Genomic DNA, 16,819 nt, shown 5'->3' on the forward strand with positions numbered 1-16,819 from the left:
GGTCCGACACAGGATCCTCACAAGTGCCTCCGAAGATCCACGGCATGCGCAGGACAATCATCGGGGCCGCGGTGCTCGTCGTGGTCATCATCGCCGTGGTGCTGGTGGTGCGGGCGCGGCCACCGGAGCCCGCCGCGGCCCCGCCACCGGCGGTGAAGACCACGACCGTGCGAAAGGGAGACCTCACGAACACCCGCACAGTGCAGGCCCAGCTCGGTTTCGGCGCCGCCCGGCTCGTGAAGGGCGCCGCGGGCACCGTCACGAAGCTGCCCGCCACCGGCCAGGCCACCGAGCTCGGCAAGGAGCTCTACCGCGTCGACGACCAGCCCGTCGTCGTGTTCTTCGGCGCGACGCCCCTGTTCCGCGCGCTGGACACCCCTGGCATCAAGGGGTCGGACGTGGCGGTGGTGATGGACAACCTCGCCGCCCTGGGCTACTCGGTCGGCACGCGGCCCAAGGACGTCACCAAGGCCGAGTTCACGCCGCGCGTCGTCGAAGCGCTCAAGAAGTGGCAGAAGGCCCTCGGCGTCGAACAGACCGGCACCCTGGCGCCGGGCCGCGTGCTCGTCCTGGACCGCCCGATGCGCGTCGGCGCCGTGAAGGCCCAGCTGGGCGAGCCGGCCACGGAGGAGCTGTTCGAGGTCACCTCCACCACGCGCCTGGTTACGCTGCAGCTGCCGGTGACCGAGGCGGGCGTGCTGAAGGCGGACCTGCCGGTCACGATCGAGCACCCGGACAACCGCCCGGTGCCCGCCAAGGTGACCTCGCTGACCCAGGTGGCCGCCCCCGCCGAGAACGGCGGCGGCCCGAAGGTCGACATCGTGGTCACACCCGACAACCCGGCGGACGTCGCCGACCTGGACACCGCCCCGGTCCGCCTCACCGTCACCACCGAGAGCCGCACCGGCGTCCTGACCGTGCCGCTGGCGGCCCTGGTGGCGCTGAAGGAGGGCGGCTACGCCGTGCAGCTGCCGACCGGCGGCCTGAAGGCCGTCCAGACCGGCCTGTACTCGCAGGACAAGGTCGAGATCTCCGGCGACGGCGTGGTGGACGGTCTGGAAGTGGTGACCGCCCAATGACCCCGGTACTCGCCCTGCGCTCGGTGACCAAGCGGTACCCCGGCGGCGTCACGGCGCTCGACGACGTGTCACTGCAGGTCGCCTCGGGCGAGCTGCTCGCGATCGTGGGCCCGTCCGGCTCCGGCAAGTCCACGCTGCTGCACCTCGTCGGCACCCTGGACCTGCCCTCGTCGGGCACCGTGGAGATCGACGGCCAGGACGTGTCCCGCCTGCCGGACCGCCGCCTGTCCGCGTTGCGCGGCAGCCGGCTGGGGTTCGTGTTCCAGCAGTTCCACCTGTCCGACGGACTCACCGCCACCGAGAACGTGGCTACCGGCCTGCTCTACGCCGGTGTGCGCCGCAAGTACCGCCGCCCGCTCGCGATGGAGGCCCTGAACCGCGTCGGCCTCGGGCACCGGACCGACCACAAGCCGCAGCAGCTGTCCGGCGGCGAACGCCAACGCGTCGCCATCGCGCGTGCCGTGGTGAACAACCCGGCCCTGGTGCTGGCCGACGAGCCGACCGGGGCGCTCGACACGGCCAACGGGCTCGCGGTGCTGGACCTGCTGCGGGAACTGAACGGACAGGGGACGACCATCGCGCTGATCACGCACGACCGCGACATCGCCGCATCGTTGCCACGCCGGGTCGAACTGCGCGACGGGCGGATCGTCGCGGACACCGGAGACCAGCCCACCATCACGTTCCCGAGCCTCAACGGCGTCACCGGATGAGCCGGCTGTCGCCCGCCGACCTGCTCGCCCTCGGCTCCCTGGGCATGCGCACCCGCAGGCTCCGCGCGGCCCTGTCCGCACTCGGCATCGCCCTGGGCATCGCGACCGTCGTCGTGGTCACCGGCATCCCGGCCTCCAGCCAGCAGGCCCTGCTCGACGAACTGACCGCCCTGGGCACCAACCTCCTGCGCGCCCAGCCCACCCCACGCCAGGACGACCCGGTCCTGCTGCCGGAGTCCTCGGTGGTGATGGTCGGGCGCATCGGCCCGGTGACCGCCGCCGCGGCCGTCGCCAACACCCACACCCGAGTCCGCCGCAACGACCTCCTGGACCCCGGCCACAGCTCCGACATCACCGTCCTCGCCGCCACCCCTGGCCTGCTGGACACCGTGAACGGCCACGTCCAGAGCGGGGAGTTCCTGCCACGGCCGGACTTCCCGGGCGTCGTCCTCGGGCACGTCGCCGCCGAACGGCTCGGCATCCCCGACGCAGGCGAACGTCCGGCGATCTTCGTGGGGGAGAAGTGGTTCACGGTGACAGGCGTGCTCGGCCCCCTGCCACTGGCCCCCGACGTCGAACGCTCGGTGCTCGTCGGCTGGGACGCCGCCCGCACGCACCTGGGCTTCGACGGCCACCCGACCGTCGTCTACGTGAAGGCCCGCGAGGAGTCCATCGAGGACGTTCGCGCGATCCTGCCCGCCACGCTGTACGGCGAGATCCCCGGTCTGGTGCAGGTGAGCCGCCCGTCCGACGCGCTGGCGGCCAAGCGCGCCACGCAGAACTCCTACAGCGCGTTGTTCCTGGGACTCGCGGGCGTCGCGTTGCTCGTCGGCGGCGTCGGCGTGGCGAACACGATGGTGATCTCCGTGCTCGAACGCCGCAGCGAGATCGGCCTGCGCCGCGCCCTGGGAGCCACCCGCGGCCACATCCGCGCGCAGTTCCTGACCGAGGCCGTCCTGCTCTCCGGCCTCGGCGGGCTGGCCGGCACCGCCTTGGGGGCGCTGGGCGTCGCCGGCTACGCGACGCTGCACCGCTGGCCGCTCGTCATCCCCCTGGAAGTCCTGGCCGCGGGCGTGCTCGCCGCGTTCGTCGTGGGCGCCGCCGCCGGCCTCTACCCCTCCATCCGCGCCTCCCGGCTCACCCCGACCCAGGCGCTCGCCGCGTGACGAAAGGAAATTCCACGATGAAGAAGGCCACCCTGGCCCTCCTGCTGCTGCTCCTGGCCGCGTGCTCCAAGCCCGAGGCCCAGCCCCAGGTCGCCTCGATCTCGACGCCACCGAGCAGCGCGGCCCCGACGTCGGCCTCCCAGGAACAACGCCCCCGCGAACGCCTCGACATGACTCCGGAGGACCTCGAGGCCCTCAACGTTCCGTACAACCAGTGCATGGCGAGCCACGGCATGGACCAGAAGGGCCGCGCCCCTGCGGGGAGCGGCCAGCCGCAGCCCACCAAGGAGGAGCTCGACAAGGCGCTCCAGGCCTGCGCGTCGAAGGAACCGCTGCCCCCGTGGGAGAAGGACTCCACCAACCCGGAGGCCGTCGACTTCGCCAACCGCGTCGTGCAGTGCCTGCGCGGCAAGGGAGTCCGCTACGTCGAGGTGAACAACGAACCGGGCTCGGAGATGATCAGCTACGCGCTGGGCGGCCCGAACAACGACGCCGCGTCGATCTCGCTAGGCCTGGAGCACGCCAAGGCGTGCGAGATCGCCTCGTCCAAGAAGTGAGGTGAGGGGGCTGGAACCCAGCCCCCTCACCTCACGCGAGCATGTCGCGCACCATCGGCACGACCTTCGTCCCGTACAGCTCGATCGTCCGCATCAGCGACTCGTGCGACAGCCCGCCGATCCCGTACTTCAGGTCGAACCGGCTCGCGCCGAGCTTCTTCATGGTGCGCGCCATCTTCTCCGCGACCGTCTCCGGCGACCCGACGAACAACGCGCCGTGCGGTCCCACCTCGTGCGCGTACGACTCGGGCGTCGGGGTGGCGAACCCCCGCGTCCTGCCGAGCCGGCCGATCATGTCGAGGTAGTGCGGCCAGAACTCCTCCCGCGCCTCCTCGTCGGTCGGTGCCACGTGACCGGGGGAGTGGATGCCGATCGGCAACGGGTCGCGGCCGAACTTCTCCAGCGCGTGCTGGTAGAGCTCCGAGAACGGCGCGAACCTGCCGGGGTGGCCGCCGATGATCGCGAGCATCAGCGAGAAGCCGTACGAGGCCGCGCGCACCACGGACTGCGGGCTGCCGCCGACACCGATCCACGTCGGGAACGGCTCGGTGTACGGCACGACGTCCTGCTCGTGCAGCGACGCGCGGGTCTTGCCCTGCCAGGTGATCGGGCCGCCCTTGAGCAGCTCGGCGAACAGGTGCGTCTTCTCCTCGAACAGGTCCTCGTAGTCCGCGAGGTCGTACCCGAACAGCGGGAACGAGTCCACACTGGACCCGCGGCCCAGGATGACCTCCGCGCGGCCGTCCGACACGGCGTTCAGCGTCGAGAAGCGCTGGTACACGCGCACCGGGTCGTCCGAGCTGAGCACCGTCACCGCCGAACCGAGATGGATCGACGACGTGCGGGCGGCGATCGCGGCCAGCACCACGTCGGCCGCCGACAGCGGCATGTCCGGCGTGTGGTGCTCACCGATACCGAAGAAGCCGAGGCCGACCTGATCGGCGAGCACGCCCTGCTCGACCACGTTGCGAATGGTCTGGGCGTGCGTGAGCGGGGTGCCGGAGGCGTCGTGGGTGACGTCGCCGAACGTGTCGAGTCCGAACGTGGTCATGACTGCTCCTTGATGAAGTTCTCGAATTCCTGCCTGCGGGCCGCGACGCCGAACACCGGGCTGCCGGGTTCCAGCAGCCGTCCCGCGGCCAGGGGCCCCACCGGCACCGGGTCGAACCCGATGTGTTCCAGGAACTCCGCGACGGCCCGTACGGCGTCGGGCGAGTCACCGGCGATGCCGACGGCACGGCCACCGGCGGGTTCCATGTCCTGGTAGGCGACGTGGTTCAGGGTCTTCACGACGTCGGCGCCCACCAGCCGTCGTGCGACCTCCTCGCTCGTGCCCAGGGGAGCCTCGGCGGGCGGCCAGTGGTTCATGGAGTCGATGACGACCTTGCCCGCGAACATCCCCGGTTCGAGCGTGGGGAACCGGTGCCACGGAATCGCCAGCACGACGAGGTCCGCGTCCGCCACGGCGTCGGCGGCCGGCAGCGCGACGGCACCGGGCGCGAGGAACTCGGTGATCATCTCGATCCGCGCCGGGTCACCCGAACCCGCGATGCCCACCTCGTAGCCCGCCGCCAGGGCCAGGCGCGCGATGACCGGACCGACGTGGCCCGCACCGAGAACAGCGATCTTCACAGCACACCCGACCTAGCTAGTTGATGTGTCATCTAGCTTAACCGGACCAGCCCCCGGTTATTCCCCGGGGTGCTACGTTCGACTCGTGTGGGGTTTGGGTGACGCGTACGAGCGCTACGTGGGCCGGTGGAGCCGGCCCGTCGCGGCGGAGTTCCTGCGCTGGCTGGACGTGCCGCCCGGCCGGACGTGGCTCGACGTCGGCTGCGGCACGGGCGCGCTGACCGAGGCCGTGCTGGCGCACACGCGGCCGGCCGCCGTCACCGGCGTGGACCCGTCGGAGGGCTTCCTGCAACGCGCCCGCGACCGCGTCCCCGATGCCCGTTTCGCGATCGGCGATGCCACCGACCTGGGCGAACGCACCGCCGACGTCGTGGTCAGCGGGCTCGTGCTCACCTTCGTGCCCGACGCCGCCCAGGCCGTGGGAGAGTTCGCCCGCGTTGCCCCGTGCGTGGGCTCGTACGTGTGGGACTACGCGAGCGGCATGCAGATGATGCGGCTGTTCTGGGACGCCGCGAAAGACGTCGACCCCGCCGCGGCCGCGCACGACGAGGGACTGCGCTTCAGCGCGGTGAGCGGCGCCGAGCCCTTGCGCGCCTTGTGGACCGGCGCCGGCCTGCGCGCCGTCGAGGTGACGGGCATCGTCGTGCCCACGGTCTTCCGCGACTTCGCCGACTTCTGGGAACCGTTCCTGGGCGGCACGGGTGCCGCACCTGCCTACGCCGCGAAGCTGCCGCCGGAACAGCGCGACGCCATCCGCGACCTGCTCCGCTCCCGTCTCCCGGCGCGGGGCCCGATCGAGCTGACCGCGAAGGCCTGGGCCGTCAGAGGTTCGCGCTGAGGAACTGCTGGGCCTCGCAGATAAAGCAGATTCGTACCCGTACCAGCTTTCCGGCGGTGTGAAGCCACGAGTCGTGCTGTTCGACGAACTAACCTCGGCGCGCGATCCGGAACTCGTGGGCGAGGTGCTCACGCGCTGGTCAGGTGATCGCCGACCCGTGGCTGAAATGATTCTTGAGGATAGGCTCGCCTAATTCATCTCGAATTGCGGGGCTCCTGCGGTGGTGGCATCGTCGCGATTACCGAACCTTTCCCACCACGGCAGGAGCGGACATGACCACCCTCGAGAACCCGGCGATGCCCGCGGTCCACGATTGCACCGTGAGCGACTGCTCCTACAACCACGACGGCTGCCACGCGTTCGCGATCACCGTGCGCGGCGACAACGGCGCGGCCGACTGCGGCACCTTCATCCCGTTGGGCACGAAGGGCGGCCTGGACAAGGTCATCGCGCAGGTCGGCGCCTGTTCCCGTACCGACTGCGTGCACAACGCCTCGCTGGAGTGCACGGCGCAGAGCGTGCGGGTCGGTCAGGGCCCAGGCGGCCACCACGCGAACTGCCTGACGTACCAGCCTCGCTAGTCCTCCTCGTCCTTGCGGTCGACGGCCCGGCCCAGCTCCCGCAGCCCGACGTTGACCGCGATGATCGCCACCGTGCCGGCCGCCGCCACGACGTGCAGCCCGGCACCGGCCAGTGAGCCCACCGCGGCCGCGCACCAGAGCGTGGCCGCGGTGTTCAGTCCGCGCACCGACAGCCCGTCGCGCAGGATCACGCCCGCGCCGAGGAACCCGATGCCGGACACCACCTGTGCGGCGACGCGCGTGGGGTCGCCCTGGCCGTCGAAGCCCTGTGCGGACAGCAGGACGAACAACGCGGCGCCCACCGCCACGAGGGCGTTGGTCCGCAGGCCTGCCATCCGAGAGCGGTACTGCCGTTCGAAACCGATCAACGCGCCGAGACCCATGCTCTCGGCAATGCGCAGTGTCATGTCGAAGACGTGCATCGTGTGACTCCCCTTGTGTGCAGGGGTGTGCGTCACACGCCAGAACTGGAGCGTGCGAGGTGGGATGACCTGCGCGGGCTACTGTCGCCTGGCATGTGTCGCTCACCTCGCTTCCTTGTGTCTGGTCGGTTGAACCGGGAGGTCACGCTACCGAACCGGCCGTGAGCCCGGGGTGAGAGTGGGACGCGCGTCTCATTCCGGCGCGAGCAGCACGGTCATGCTCTCCAGCTTGCCGGGTACGTTGGTCCGATGCGACGTGCGGGCCTGATCGTGTTGGTGCTGCTCGTCGTCGCGCTGGCGATCACGGCCCAGCTCGTGGACCTGCCCGACGGTGCGGAACTCCGCGCCCTGGTCGGCCGTGCGGGCCACGCGGCGCCGGTCGTGTTCGTGGCGGTGTGCGCGCTCGGCACGGCGGTGTTCTTCCCGAAACCGGTCCTCGCCACGGCGGCGGGGCTGCTGTTCGGCGTGGGGTGGGGGAGCGCGCTCGCCATCGCGGGGTTCACGGCGGGCGCGATGATCGCGTTCGCGATCTCCCGCGGGCTCGGCCGCGACGCGGTCGAACGCCGGCTCGGGGAACGGCTGGCGGTGCTCGAACGGGTCTTCGCGCGCCGGGGAGTCGAGGCGACGCTCGTGATCAGGTTGTTGCCGGTCCTGCCGTTCACGCTGGCGAACTACGGCGCGGGGGTGACGTCGGTGCGCGGCAGGGACTTCGCGCTCGGCACGGCGCTCGGGCTGGTGCCCTCGACGGTGCTCGCCGCGGTGCTGGGCGACGCCCTGAGCGATCTCGGCTCACCGCGCTCGATCGTCGCGTTGTCGATCTGGGCCGTGCTGGCGGCCGCGGGCGTGTGGTGGGGCCGGAACTTGATCACAGGGGCCGCACGGGCCTCCTAGCCGCCCTTACGACGTGCGCAAAAAGCCGCCCCGGCGGGAGACCGGGACGGCTTGAGGCGTCTGGTGTGGATCAGGCCGTGCGGGTGCGGCGTCCGCGAAGCTCTTCGAGGCGCTCGTCGAGCAGCTCCTCGAGCTCGGGGATCGACCGGCGCTCCAGGAGCATGTCCCAGTGCGTGCGCGGCGGCTTGACCTTCTTGATCTCCGGCTCGACCCCGTCGATGATCTTCGACTCGGTGCCGTGGAGACGGCATTCCCAGGTCGGCGGCAACTCGGCGTCGTCGGAGAACGGGACCTCGAAGTCGTGTCCCTTCGGGCAGGCGTACCGCGCTGCACGGCGCGGAGCGAGATCGTGGTTGCGGTCGGTCTCGTAGCTGACTGCTCCGAGCCGGCTTCCACGCAAAACGCGGTCGGCCATGGCGGTGTCCTTTCGCTCGGCTCAGGGCCGGGGCCCAGGCTGCTTGCTCACCGTGTGCAACGCCCGGATTGCTCCGTTTGTTTCCGGTTCGCTCTCATGGTCGCCCACAGTGACGTCGTTCACTCGTCAACGAAGGCTTCCTACTAATGGATGCGATCGCCACAGGATCGTGACGCGTTATCAAGCTCCTGCGCTCATGCATCACTCTAATGGCCCAGTGGGGCCGGTGGGTAGTCGCTACGCCAACCGAAGCTGACCACTTTGTGCGACGTCAGGGCCCAGGTCGCCCAACCTAAAGTGACGTCGACAGAGCACCTGGTAACGGACAGTAGTTTCCGTGGCGTCGGTTACATCGTTGCTCTCTGTACCCGATCGGTGCTGTTCCGTGTCCGTCGCCGTGTCGGCGACCAGAACCGTGTCGCCGGCCCGGATCACCCGTCCGGCCCGCACTCGCGCGTTGAACCGTCCCGGCACCCCGCACCAGCACAGCACCTCGACCTGAATCGCGTTCAGCTCGTCGGCGAGTTCGAACAACCGCTGCGACCCGGGGAACATCTCGCCGCGGAAGTCCGTGGCGAGCCCGAAGCAGTACACGTCGACCTGGACATCGTCCGCGAGCTCCGCCAGCTGCTCTACCTGATCGGGTGACAGGAACTGCGCCTCGTCGACGATCAGGTAGTCCACGCGCCGGCCCTCGGCCCACTCCGAGCGCACCAACCGGCGGAGATCGTCGTCGCTGATCTCCGCGGCCTCGCGGGTGATGCCGATGCGACTGGAGATCTGCGGCTTGCCCGAACGGTCGTGCCGCACCAGCAGCAGCCCGCGCCGACCCTGACGCGAGTTGTTGTGGTCGATCTGGAGCGCGAGCGTCGACTTGCCGCAGTCCATGGGACCGAAGAAGAACTTGAGGTGCCCGACCACCGGCGTCGAGCGCCGGGAACCAGCGACAGGTACAGCGGAGAGGGCGTCTGTCGGATCGGGAAGGGCGTCCACGGCGGGTCACCCTAGTGCCTGAATCCCGATCATGAGGAATCCCCACGGTCCGCCTCCCTCCTGCTTGCGGCCTTTCGAGTGCGACCTGCTGTTTCCGGACGACATAGCCGCTGCGGGGGAGGCTCAAACCTCACGTGGCCTCGAATCACTCGATAACTTCAGTGTTGTCTGAAGTCAAACCCATCCGCTCGTTACGCTTCCCGATATACCTCGCGCCGCGATATATTCAACGACATGAGTGGTCGGGTCATGTCCGAACAGACGTTCCTAGTGCTCACCGCGCTGGCGGAGGAGCCGTTGCACGGTTACGCGATCGTGCAGGCGGTGGACCAGCTGTCCGAGGGGCGGATGGTGTTGCGGGTCGGCACGCTGTACGGGGTGCTGGACCGGTTGGTGGCGGACGGGCTCGCCGAGCGCGACCGGGAAGAAGTGCACCAGGGGAGGCTGCGGCGCTACTACAAGCTCACCGACTCGGGTGTGCGGGCGTTGCAGGCGGAGGTCGCGCGGCTGAGCGCCAACGTGCGGGCGGCGAGCGCGGTGCTGAAGGGGAGAGGGCTTCAGGCATGGGCGGGTCGGGCATGAGGAATCTGGAGCGGCGGTATCGCACGCTGCTGAAGGTGTTGCCGCGCTGGTACCGGCGGGATCGCGAGGAGGAGATGGCCGGGATCTTCCTGGCCGAGCGGGACGACGATCTCGACCTGGAGCACAGCTGGCCGGGGTGGGGGGAGACGTGGGCGGTGCTCGGGCTCGCGGTGCGCACGCACCTCGCCGCGGGCGCGGGGCTCGGCAGCGTGCCCGCGAAGGTGCTGTGGCGCGGGGAGGTCGTCCGGGCGCTGGGGATGCTCGGCTTGTTGCTCGGGCTGTTCTACGCGACGGCGGCGATCGCGAGCGTCACCGTCGGGCCGGGTGGCGCGTACCCGCCTGATCTGCACTGGTGGCGGCTGCTGGAGCTGGGGCCGTTCGTGGCGTTCGGCGCGCTGCTGAATGGGCGGCGGACGCTGGCCAAGCTCGCGGCCGCCGGGCCGGTCCTGGTGACTGTGGTGTCGATGGCGTTGCCGCACAACCCGCTGCTGTGGGGGCTGTTCCAGCTGCCTTCGTTCGTGACGTTCGCGTGCCTGTGCCTGGGTTTCCACCGGGACGCGCCGACACCGTCCGCGCGCAGGCTGACGTGGTGGGGCGGGGGAGCGGTGGCTCTCGGAGTGCTCGGCGGAGTCGCCACGGGAGTGGGACTGATCTCGATCGGGTTGATCACCGCGGTCGTGCGGGTGGTCGCGTTCGTGCGTGGCGACGCGGTGCTGGGACGCGCACTGTCGTTGTTCGCCGTGCTGCAGCTGGTTCCGCTGGTCTTCCTGATCTTCGCGGATGCCGGGATCTTCGTGCTGGCCGGCGGCTTGGCCGTGCTGCTGGCACTCGTCGCGGTGGCGCCGGTGCGGCGCCGCTCGAAAGCGGCGCCGCAGGTCGGCTAGACGAGTGCGGGTTCTTCGTTGCCCACGGCCTTGATGGCGCGCCGGACGGGCACGAAGATCAGCAGGACGAAGCCCGCGACGAAGAAGATGATCAGGGCGAGGATGGCGGGCCGCAGGCTGCCGGTGGCCTGGCCGACGCCGGCGAAGACCAGTGGGCCGAGCCAGCTGGTGGAGCGCTCGCCGACCTCGTAGAGCGAGAAGTACTGGGCTTCGCGGCCGGGCGGGACCATCTGGCTGAACAGGCTGCGGGACAGGGCGTTGGTGCCGCCGAGCACGATGCCGATGCCCGCGGCGACGAGGTAGAACGACGTCTCGTCGCCCGCCTCGACGAAGAACGCCGCGGTGATCACGACGATCCACACGACGAGTGAGCCGAGGATCGTCTTCTTGGCGCCGACGCGCTTGGCGATGAAGCCGTGCAGCACGCCGCCGACGAACGCGACGAACTGCACGATGAGGATCACCGTGATCAGCGTCTGCTGGGTGAACTTGAGCTCGACGCTGCCGTACTGGGCGGAGACGTTGGCGACGGTGGCGATGCCGTCGGTGTAGATCAGGTAGGTGCCGAGGAACGCGAGGGTGAGCGGGAAGGCCTTGGCCTGCCTCAGCGTCGTGCCGAGTTCCTTGAAGCCGCCGGAGATCACCGAGGCGCCGTGTTCGCTGCCGTGCGGGCGCTGGTGCTCGGTGAGGGCGCGCAGCGGGATGATCGTGAAGGCGGCCCACCAGATGCCGGAGATGACGAACGCGATGCGCGCGGCGTCGCCGGAGGAGATGCCGAGGGAGTCGGCGGACAGGGTGATGCCGAGCTGGATGGCGAGGGCGACACCGCCGCCGAGGTAGCCGAACGCCCAGCCGCGGCTGGAGACGGCGTCGCGTTCGTCGGGTGTGGCGATCTCGGGCAGGAAGGCGTAGTAGACGACGACGCTGGCGCCGTAGCAGATGTTCGCGATGATGAAGAAGAGGACGCCGAGCTTCCAGTTGGTGCCTTCGACGGTCGCGAGCGCGATGGTGGCCGCGGAGCCGGTGAAGGCGAAGAAGCCGAGCATCTTCTTCTTGTTCTGGGTCCGGTCGGCGATGGCGCCCATGACGGGCAGCACGAGGACCTGGACGACGGTCGCGATGGAGAGCAGGTAGCCCCACAGCGAGCCGGAGGGGAACTGCAGGCCGAGGATCGTGACGTCGCATTGGGCGAAGGCGTTGTCGTTGGCGCACGGGTTGGCGCCGTTGAGCGCGGTGTCGGCCTTGGCCGCGTTGGTCGCGATGCTCGTGAGGTAGAGCGAGAGAAAGACGGTGATCACGGACGTGGGGAACACGGAGTTCGCTACGTCGTACCAGACCCAGCCGCGTTGTTCTTTCCTGCGGCGCCCGGCGGTGTTGGCGTCGGCGGCGTCTTCGCCCTTGACCTTCATGTCGGCGGACTGTACTGGTCCGCCGACACGTCCAATGATCGACTGCCCAAGCTGTTACCAGCTGTTGCGCGACTGGAGAACTTCGCGCAGGACGTCGGGCCGGTCGGTGACGAGTCCGTCGACGCCGAGGTCGAGCAGGGCGCGCATGTCGGCTTCGTCGTCGATGGTCCAGACGTGGACTTCGAGGGACCTGCGGTGGGCTGCCTGGACGAAGCGGCGGTCGACGATCTGCAGGCGGCCCTGGCTGACGGGGACCTGGGCGACCTGGCCGCGGACGGCGAGTCCGGCGAGGGGGATGCGTCCGGCGGCCCAGAGCGCGCCGGCGGAGCGGGGGCCCATGGAGGTGAGCAGGTCGGGGCCGGCGATCCGGCGCAGGCGGGCGAGGCGGTTGTCGGAGAAGCTGGCGAGGCAGACGCGGTGCAGCGACTTGGCTTTGCGCAGCAGGGTGATGATGGGTTCGACGGCGTTCTCGGACTTGACGTCGATGTTGAAGAACGTGTCGGGGAGTTCTTCGAGGACGTCGGCGAGGCGGGCGATGGGTTCGCGGCCGCCGACGCGGGCGTGCCGGACCTCGGTCCAGGGGAGTGCGGAGACGATGCCCTGGGCGTCGGTGGTGCGGTCGAGGGTCTGGTCGTGGTGGACGACGACGTGGCCGTCGCTGGTGGCGTGGACGTCGGTCTCGATGTAGCGGTAGCCCTCCTGCACGGCCCGGCGGAAGGAGCTCAGTGAGTTCTCCATGCCGGTGAGGTCGTCGACGTGCCAGCCGCGGTGGGCGAAGGCGCGGGGGCGCGGGCCGGTGAGGTAGGGATGTGTCACGTGCTGGAGTGTGCCTTCCGGCGGTGGCTTCGGGGTGGACGGTGGGTGGCGACACACTTTCTTCTTTATCTCTATTACTTCAGTGTTGCCTGAAATCAACCTGTCGGTCTGCGAGTCCCGGCACCATCACTGACCCAAACCCGCAAAGGAACAGGCCAAAACAACGGAAGTTGATCAAACCCCACCCGAAAGCGACACGAACGGCCCCGCGGGTAGTGTCCGGTTCCCTACGAAGGTCGGGCATTCTGGCGCGTCGCTGGAGACCACCCACCACCATTCGCTACCGTCGCGCGCCATGGAGCGCTCCATGGAGGCGGATGAGCCCAGGCACTGTGCGTGGTGCGGGAGGCGGTTGCCCGGGAGCGGGCGGATCGGCCGGCCGCGCCGGTACTGCGCACAGCCGTGCCGTCAGCGCGCGTACGAGCGCAGGGCGGCGTTGCAGCGTGGTGGTCTGCCGGAGGACGCGGTGGTGCTGAGCACCGCCGAGCTGGCGGATCTGCAGGACAGGTTGTTCCAGCTGCGGTGTGCCGCGGAGGATGTGGTGACGGCGGCGCAGGACGGGGCCGAGAACGAGGAGCTGAGGAAGCTGGCCGCGGAGCTGGTGGAGTCGGCGAAGGGTTTGGAGCGGCTGAGATAGCCGTTCGCACATCAGCGAACTGACCGGCGTAGCGGGTTGCTTACGTCCGGTGATCGGACGATCATGACGCGCGTGACCTCCTACTGCCGCACGGTGCTGGACCGAGCGGGTGTCGGCTATGCCGTGACGGATTCGCGCGGGAACCTGCTGTGGTGCAACCGCGCGTTGGGTGCTGTGCTGGGTGTTCCGGTCGAGCAGGCGTACGGGCGGTCGTTGCCCGCGCTGCTCCCGGGAGTGCCCGAGGTGCCCGCTCCGGTGCGGGAAGTGCTGGTGCCGGGTCCGAAGTGGCTCGAGGTGCGGTGCTCGAAGCTGGGTGACGACCTGATGTACGAGGTCGTGGACGTGTCGGCGTGGCGTGATCGTGAGTTGACGGTGACGCAGGAGGCGGACGCGTTGCGCCGGGCTCAGGCGCTGGGGCGGATGGGTACGTGGGAGTGGTCGATCCGCGAGGACCGGGTGACGTGGTCGGACACGTTGCTGGAGATGTTCGGGTTCGCGGCGGGGACGGCGTTCGACTTCGAGATGTACTCGCGGCTGGTGCACCCGGACGACCTGCCGATGATCGAGGAGACGCTGGACACGGCGCTCAAGGCGGGTTCGGTGTTCACGTACACGCATCGGATGTTGCGGCCGGACGGCAAGGAGCGGGTGTTCGAGTGCTTCGGTGAGGTCGTCGTGGGTGACGATGGCACGCCGTTGCGGGCGCTGGGTACGGCGCATGACGTGACGCAGTCGTCGCGGGTGCATGACGAGCTGGTGCGGATGGCCGAGCAGGATCCGTTGACGGGTCTGCCGAACCGCAGGGCGCTGACGCGTGCGCTGGAGCGGGAGCTGGCGAACAACGGTTCGGGTGCGTTGCTGGTGCTGGACCTGGACAACTTCAAGGACGTCAACGATCTGCGTGGTCATGCGGTGGGTGACCGGGTGATGCGGATGCTGGCGAGTGCGTTGCAGTCCCGTTTGGGTGACAGGTTGATCGCTCGTCTGGGTGGTGATGAGTTCGCGGTGGTGTTGCCGGGGGCGTCGCCGAAGGACGCGTCCGAGGTGGCTGACGGGTTGCGGGACGCGGTGGCGGGTTTCCCGCTCGCGGGGATCGGGACGCCGGCGCGGATCACGGTGAGCACGGGGCTGGCGGAGTTCGGGCCGGGTGACTCGTGGGAGCTGGTGCTGGCGAACGCGGATCTGGCGTTGTACGCGTCGAAGGCGGCGGGCCGGGACCGGGTGACGGTGTACGAGCCGAACCATTACGCGGACACGGTGAAGCGGGTCAGTGTGCTGGACCGGTTGCGGGCGGCGCTGGCGGGTGGCGGTCTGGCGTTGTACGGCATGCCGATGGTGGAGCTGGCGACGGGGCGGGTGCTCGGGCACGAGTTGTTGTTGCGCCTGGAGGACGGGCAGGAGCCGTATCTGGGGCCGGCGGACTTCCTGCCGGTGGCGGAGCGGTCGAACCTGATCCTGGAGGTGGACCGGTGGGTGCTGACGACGGCGATCGACGCGTTGGTGGCGCAGCCGGATCCGTTGTTGCGGTTCAACGTGAACGTCTCGGGCCGGACGCTGGAGGATCCGGATTTCGGGAACTTCGTGCTGGACAAGCTCGGTTCGGCGGGGGTGGCTCCCGGCCGGTTGGGGTTGGAGATCACGGAGACGGCGGCGGTGACCAATCTGGACGCCGCGGTGACGCTGGCGACGCAGCTGCGCAGTTTCGGGTGCCGGATCACGCTGGACGACTTCGGTTCGGGGTTCGGGTCGTTCGTGCACCTGAAGCACCTGCCGATCACGGGTATCAAGATCGACGGTGAGTTCGTGAAGGGCATCGAGACCAACGACGCGGACGCGGTGCTGGTGTCGGGGATCGTGCAGATCGCGAACGGGCTGGGGTTGTCGTCGGTGGCGGAGTGGGTGGAGCGACCGTCGCAGGTGGACGCTCTGCGCAAGCTCGGGGTGCGGGTGGGGCAGGGTTTCCACCTGGGCAGGCCGGTGCCGTTGCGTGACGTGGTGAACGCGGAGCGCATGCCGCCGAATGGTGCATTGTCGTCTCAGGTGGTCGGAGCAGAGGATGGTGCGCGCTCCTGATTTCCGCCCGATGGGATGCCTGTGTCGTCTTGTGGTCTTCGTCGTCTTGAGTTGAGTGTTGCCGAGCCTGAGTTGTCGGTGGATTTCTTCGCGCGTGTTCTCGGCTGGGTGGTGATAGCGGAGCCGGGTGGGTCGTTCTCGGGCTGGGTGGGTGACAGGCTGGCGGCTCAGGTTGTTGCGGGGGAACGTGGTTGGCACTTGTTCTTCGGTGATGCCGAGCCGCGTGGACTCAAGGGGAACTCCTCTGTGGACGGTGGCCGGGTGCTGCACGGTCCGTGGGCGCCGCCGCCGAGGCATGGTGAGCCGTGCTGGGTGGAGTTGATGACCGAGTCGTCCGAGGACGGGTACTGGCTGGCGGAGCTCGGCTGGGACAGCAGGTCCGCGGCTGAGGACTTCGTGTTGTTCACGTCCGCGCGGCATGGTGAGCCGCGTGCGGTGGCGGGGCGTCTGACGACGTCTCGTGCGGAGGGCTGGCAGACGTATTTCGCCGTGGACGACGTCGCGGCGGCGTGTGCGCGGGTGTCCGAGTTGGACGGTCGTGTGCTGGTGGAGCCCACGACCGTGCCGACCGGGTTGATCGCGTTGATCGAGGGCCCGCGTGGCGGCTCGTGTGTGTTGCTGGAGAAGCCGGCGGGCTGGGGCGGGGCGTGGTCCTAGGTCACGAGTCCAGTTCGGGCGGGAAGCCGCCGGTGGCGATGGGCCCCCAGCTGTCGATGGTGATGCGGATGAGGGATTTGCCCTGGCGGAGCATGGCGGCGCGGTACTCGTCCCAGTCGGGGTGAACGCCTGCGATGCAGCGGTAGTACTCGACAAAGTCGTCCAGTGCGTCGGGCAGGTCGAGGACTTCGGCGGTGCCGTCGATCTGGACGTAGGCGTCGTTCCAGTCGTCGGAGAGCACGCAGATCGTGACGGACGGGTCGCGGCGGGCGTTGCGGACCTTGGCGCGCTGGGGGTAGGTCGCGATGACGATGCGGCCGTGGGTGTCGACGCCGCAGGCGACGGGGGAGACCTGCACGCCGCCGGTCGAGGGGCGGTGGGTGATGAGGACGCCGTGGTGTCGGGTGGAGAGGAACTCGAGCAGCTGCGGCCGGTCGACGAGGTCGGCCGTGGCGATCTTCGGCATGATGTGCA

20 protein-coding genes and 1 pseudogene are annotated in these 16,819 nt (G+C 69.4%); 13 read left to right on the top strand and 8 right to left on the bottom strand.

The window, feature by feature from the left end; translation table 11 throughout:
* Positions 1 to 44: 44 nt before the first annotated feature.
* From BLR21_RS03455 to BLR21_RS03470, 4 genes are read left to right on the top strand one after another with little or no spacing between them, the layout of a single operon-like run.
* Positions 45 to 1,079 carry an efflux RND transporter periplasmic adaptor subunit gene (locus BLR21_RS03455; protein ID WP_176929431.1) on the top strand — a complete coding sequence of 345 codons (1,035 nt, stop codon included), beginning with the start codon at positions 45 to 47 and terminating at the stop codon, positions 1,077 to 1,079.
* A complete protein-coding gene (locus BLR21_RS03460) occupies positions 1,076 to 1,792 on the top strand; it encodes an ABC transporter ATP-binding protein (protein WP_090004125.1) in 717 nt (238 codons plus the stop codon). The genes BLR21_RS03455 and BLR21_RS03460 overlap by 4 nt, the downstream gene beginning before the upstream one ends.
* The gene (locus tag BLR21_RS03465) at positions 1,789 to 2,958 is read left to right on the top strand and encodes an ABC transporter permease (protein ID WP_090004126.1); all 1,170 of its coding nucleotides are present in this window, start codon (positions 1,789 to 1,791) and stop codon (positions 2,956 to 2,958) included. Before BLR21_RS03460 ends, BLR21_RS03465 begins: the two co-directional genes overlap by 4 nt.
* Positions 2,959 to 2,975: 17 nt before the next feature.
* Positions 2,976 to 3,515: a hypothetical protein gene (locus tag BLR21_RS03470; protein ID WP_090004127.1), complete on the top strand. Its 540-nt coding sequence runs from the start codon at positions 2,976 to 2,978 to the stop codon at positions 3,513 to 3,515.
* A gap of 31 nt (positions 3,516 to 3,546) precedes the next feature.
* Here BLR21_RS03470 and BLR21_RS03475 read toward each other — a convergent pair whose 3' ends face one another.
* Entirely contained in the window at positions 3,547 to 4,566 is a 1,020-nt protein-coding gene (locus BLR21_RS03475; RefSeq protein ID WP_090004128.1) for an LLM class flavin-dependent oxidoreductase, read from the bottom strand.
* Positions 4,563 to 5,147 (bottom strand): NADPH-dependent F420 reductase, encoded by a 585-nt coding sequence (locus BLR21_RS03480; protein ID WP_090004129.1) that lies wholly within the window; start codon positions 5,145 to 5,147, stop codon positions 4,563 to 4,565. The genes BLR21_RS03475 and BLR21_RS03480 overlap by 4 nt, the downstream gene beginning before the upstream one ends.
* Before the next feature lie 85 nt (positions 5,148 to 5,232).
* Between BLR21_RS03480 and BLR21_RS03485 the strand changes: the two genes are divergently transcribed.
* From BLR21_RS03485 to BLR21_RS03490, 3 genes and pseudogenes are all read left to right on the top strand, one after another.
* Positions 5,233 to 5,985, top strand: a complete 753-nt coding sequence (locus tag BLR21_RS03485) for a class I SAM-dependent methyltransferase (protein ID WP_090004130.1) — start codon at positions 5,233 to 5,235, stop codon at positions 5,983 to 5,985.
* Positions 5,981 to 6,115 (top strand): annotated as a pseudogene (locus BLR21_RS41540) (ectoine/hydroxyectoine ABC transporter ATP-binding protein EhuA); the annotation flags it as partial. The gene BLR21_RS03485 and the pseudogene BLR21_RS41540, both read left to right, overlap by 5 nt.
* A gap of 142 nt (positions 6,116 to 6,257) precedes the next feature.
* Positions 6,258 to 6,566: a DUF1540 domain-containing protein gene (locus tag BLR21_RS03490; RefSeq protein WP_090004131.1), complete on the top strand. Its 309-nt coding sequence runs from the start codon at positions 6,258 to 6,260 to the stop codon at positions 6,564 to 6,566.
* On the opposite strand, the gene BLR21_RS03495 is transcribed toward BLR21_RS03490, so the two are convergent.
* Complete coding sequence (locus BLR21_RS03495; RefSeq protein ID WP_090004132.1) at positions 6,563 to 6,988, bottom strand: MgtC/SapB family protein; 426 nt, start codon at positions 6,986 to 6,988, stop codon at positions 6,563 to 6,565. The genes BLR21_RS03490 and BLR21_RS03495 overlap by 4 nt on opposite strands.
* A 249-nt stretch (positions 6,989 to 7,237) precedes the next feature.
* Here BLR21_RS03495 and BLR21_RS03500 point away from each other — a divergent pair, with 249 nt between their 5' ends.
* A complete protein-coding gene (locus BLR21_RS03500; RefSeq protein WP_090004133.1) occupies positions 7,238 to 7,879 on the top strand; it encodes a TVP38/TMEM64 family protein in 642 nt (213 codons plus the stop codon).
* A gap of 70 nt (positions 7,880 to 7,949) precedes the next feature.
* On the opposite strand, the gene BLR21_RS03505 is transcribed toward BLR21_RS03500, so the two are convergent.
* Complete coding sequence (locus BLR21_RS03505) at positions 7,950 to 8,294, bottom strand: RNA polymerase-binding protein RbpA (RefSeq protein WP_030475310.1); 345 nt, start codon at positions 8,292 to 8,294, stop codon at positions 7,950 to 7,952.
* Positions 8,295 to 8,531: 237 nt separating this feature from the next.
* Positions 8,532 to 9,287: a thymidine kinase gene (locus BLR21_RS03510; RefSeq protein WP_090004134.1), complete on the bottom strand. Its 756-nt coding sequence runs from the start codon at positions 9,285 to 9,287 to the stop codon at positions 8,532 to 8,534.
* A 234-nt stretch (positions 9,288 to 9,521) separates the two neighbouring features.
* Here BLR21_RS03510 and BLR21_RS03515 point away from each other — a divergent pair, with 234 nt between their 5' ends.
* Together BLR21_RS03515 and BLR21_RS03520 are read left to right on the top strand one after the other, a co-directional pair.
* Positions 9,522 to 9,869: a helix-turn-helix transcriptional regulator gene (locus BLR21_RS03515; protein ID WP_338061022.1), complete on the top strand. Its 348-nt coding sequence runs from the start codon at positions 9,522 to 9,524 to the stop codon at positions 9,867 to 9,869.
* Positions 9,866 to 10,753, top strand: a complete 888-nt coding sequence (locus BLR21_RS03520) for a hypothetical protein (RefSeq protein ID WP_143027587.1) — start codon at positions 9,866 to 9,868, stop codon at positions 10,751 to 10,753. The genes BLR21_RS03515 and BLR21_RS03520 overlap by 4 nt, the downstream gene beginning before the upstream one ends.
* Here BLR21_RS03520 and BLR21_RS03525 read toward each other — a convergent pair.
* Entirely contained in the window at positions 10,750 to 12,162 is a 1,413-nt protein-coding gene (locus BLR21_RS03525) for an MFS transporter (RefSeq protein ID WP_090004137.1), read from the bottom strand. The two genes, BLR21_RS03520 and BLR21_RS03525, sit on opposite strands and share 4 nt — an antisense overlap.
* 54 nt (positions 12,163 to 12,216) lie before the next feature.
* Positions 12,217 to 12,978 carry a glycerophosphodiester phosphodiesterase family protein gene (locus BLR21_RS03530; RefSeq protein ID WP_256334429.1) on the bottom strand — a complete coding sequence of 254 codons (762 nt, stop codon included), beginning with the start codon at positions 12,976 to 12,978 and terminating at the stop codon, positions 12,217 to 12,219.
* 295 nt (positions 12,979 to 13,273) lie between these two features.
* Here BLR21_RS03530 and BLR21_RS03535 point away from each other — a divergent pair, with 295 nt between their 5' ends.
* From BLR21_RS03535 to BLR21_RS03545, 3 genes are all read left to right on the top strand, one after another.
* On the top strand, positions 13,274 to 13,615 hold the full coding sequence (locus tag BLR21_RS03535) for a hypothetical protein (protein ID WP_030475304.1): 342 nt from the start codon (positions 13,274 to 13,276) through the stop codon (positions 13,613 to 13,615).
* A gap of 72 nt (positions 13,616 to 13,687) precedes the next feature.
* Entirely contained in the window at positions 13,688 to 15,688 is a 2,001-nt protein-coding gene (locus BLR21_RS03540; protein ID WP_256334430.1) for a putative bifunctional diguanylate cyclase/phosphodiesterase, read from the top strand.
* Positions 15,689 to 15,703: 15 nt separating this feature from the next.
* On the top strand, positions 15,704 to 16,345 hold the full coding sequence (locus tag BLR21_RS03545; RefSeq protein WP_090004139.1) for a VOC family protein: 642 nt from the start codon (positions 15,704 to 15,706) through the stop codon (positions 16,343 to 16,345).
* A 1-nt stretch (position 16,346) separates the two neighbouring features.
* Here BLR21_RS03545 and BLR21_RS03550 read toward each other — a convergent pair whose 3' ends face one another.
* Positions 16,347 to 16,811 carry a PPOX class F420-dependent oxidoreductase gene (locus BLR21_RS03550; RefSeq protein WP_176929472.1) on the bottom strand — a complete coding sequence of 155 codons (465 nt, stop codon included), beginning with the start codon at positions 16,809 to 16,811 and terminating at the stop codon, positions 16,347 to 16,349.
* Positions 16,812 to 16,819: the final 8 nt, after the last annotated feature.

This window comes from Lentzea albidocapillata subsp. violacea (assembly GCF_900100275.1).
Classification (GTDB): domain Bacteria; phylum Actinomycetota; class Actinomycetes; order Mycobacteriales; family Pseudonocardiaceae; genus Lentzea; species Lentzea violacea.

Bases quoted from the DNA above. Each gene is read 5' to 3' on its own strand.
- BLR21_RS03495 (WP_090004132.1), bottom strand. From the start codon at position 6,988: ATGCACGTCTTCGACATGACACTGCGCATTGCCGAGAGCATGGGTCTC.
- BLR21_RS03475 (WP_090004128.1), bottom strand. From the start codon at position 4,566: ATGACCACGTTCGGACTCGACACGTTCGGCGACGTCACCCACGACGCC.
- BLR21_RS03465 (WP_090004126.1), top strand. From the start codon at position 1,789: ATGAGCCGGCTGTCGCCCGCCGACCTGCTCGCCCTCGGCTCCCTGGGC.
- BLR21_RS03550 (WP_176929472.1), bottom strand. From the start codon at position 16,811: ATGCCGAAGATCGCCACGGCCGACCTCGTCGACCGGCCGCAGCTGCTC.
- BLR21_RS03535 (WP_030475304.1), top strand. From the start codon at position 13,274: ATGGAGCGCTCCATGGAGGCGGATGAGCCCAGGCACTGTGCGTGGTGC.
- BLR21_RS03455 (WP_176929431.1), top strand. From the start codon at position 45: ATGCGCAGGACAATCATCGGGGCCGCGGTGCTCGTCGTGGTCATCATC.
- BLR21_RS03490 (WP_090004131.1), top strand. From the start codon at position 6,258: ATGACCACCCTCGAGAACCCGGCGATGCCCGCGGTCCACGATTGCACC.
- BLR21_RS03470 (WP_090004127.1), top strand. From the start codon at position 2,976: ATGAAGAAGGCCACCCTGGCCCTCCTGCTGCTGCTCCTGGCCGCGTGC.
- BLR21_RS03515 (WP_338061022.1), top strand. From the start codon at position 9,522: ATGAGTGGTCGGGTCATGTCCGAACAGACGTTCCTAGTGCTCACCGCG.
- BLR21_RS03500 (WP_090004133.1), top strand. From the start codon at position 7,238: ATGCGACGTGCGGGCCTGATCGTGTTGGTGCTGCTCGTCGTCGCGCTG.
- BLR21_RS03505 (WP_030475310.1), bottom strand. From the start codon at position 8,294: ATGGCCGACCGCGTTTTGCGTGGAAGCCGGCTCGGAGCAGTCAGCTAC.
- BLR21_RS03460 (WP_090004125.1), top strand. From the start codon at position 1,076: ATGACCCCGGTACTCGCCCTGCGCTCGGTGACCAAGCGGTACCCCGGC.
- BLR21_RS03520 (WP_143027587.1), top strand. From the start codon at position 9,866: ATGAGGAATCTGGAGCGGCGGTATCGCACGCTGCTGAAGGTGTTGCCG.
- BLR21_RS03525 (WP_090004137.1), bottom strand. From the start codon at position 12,162: ATGAAGGTCAAGGGCGAAGACGCCGCCGACGCCAACACCGCCGGGCGC.
- BLR21_RS03545 (WP_090004139.1), top strand. From the start codon at position 15,704: ATGCCTGTGTCGTCTTGTGGTCTTCGTCGTCTTGAGTTGAGTGTTGCC.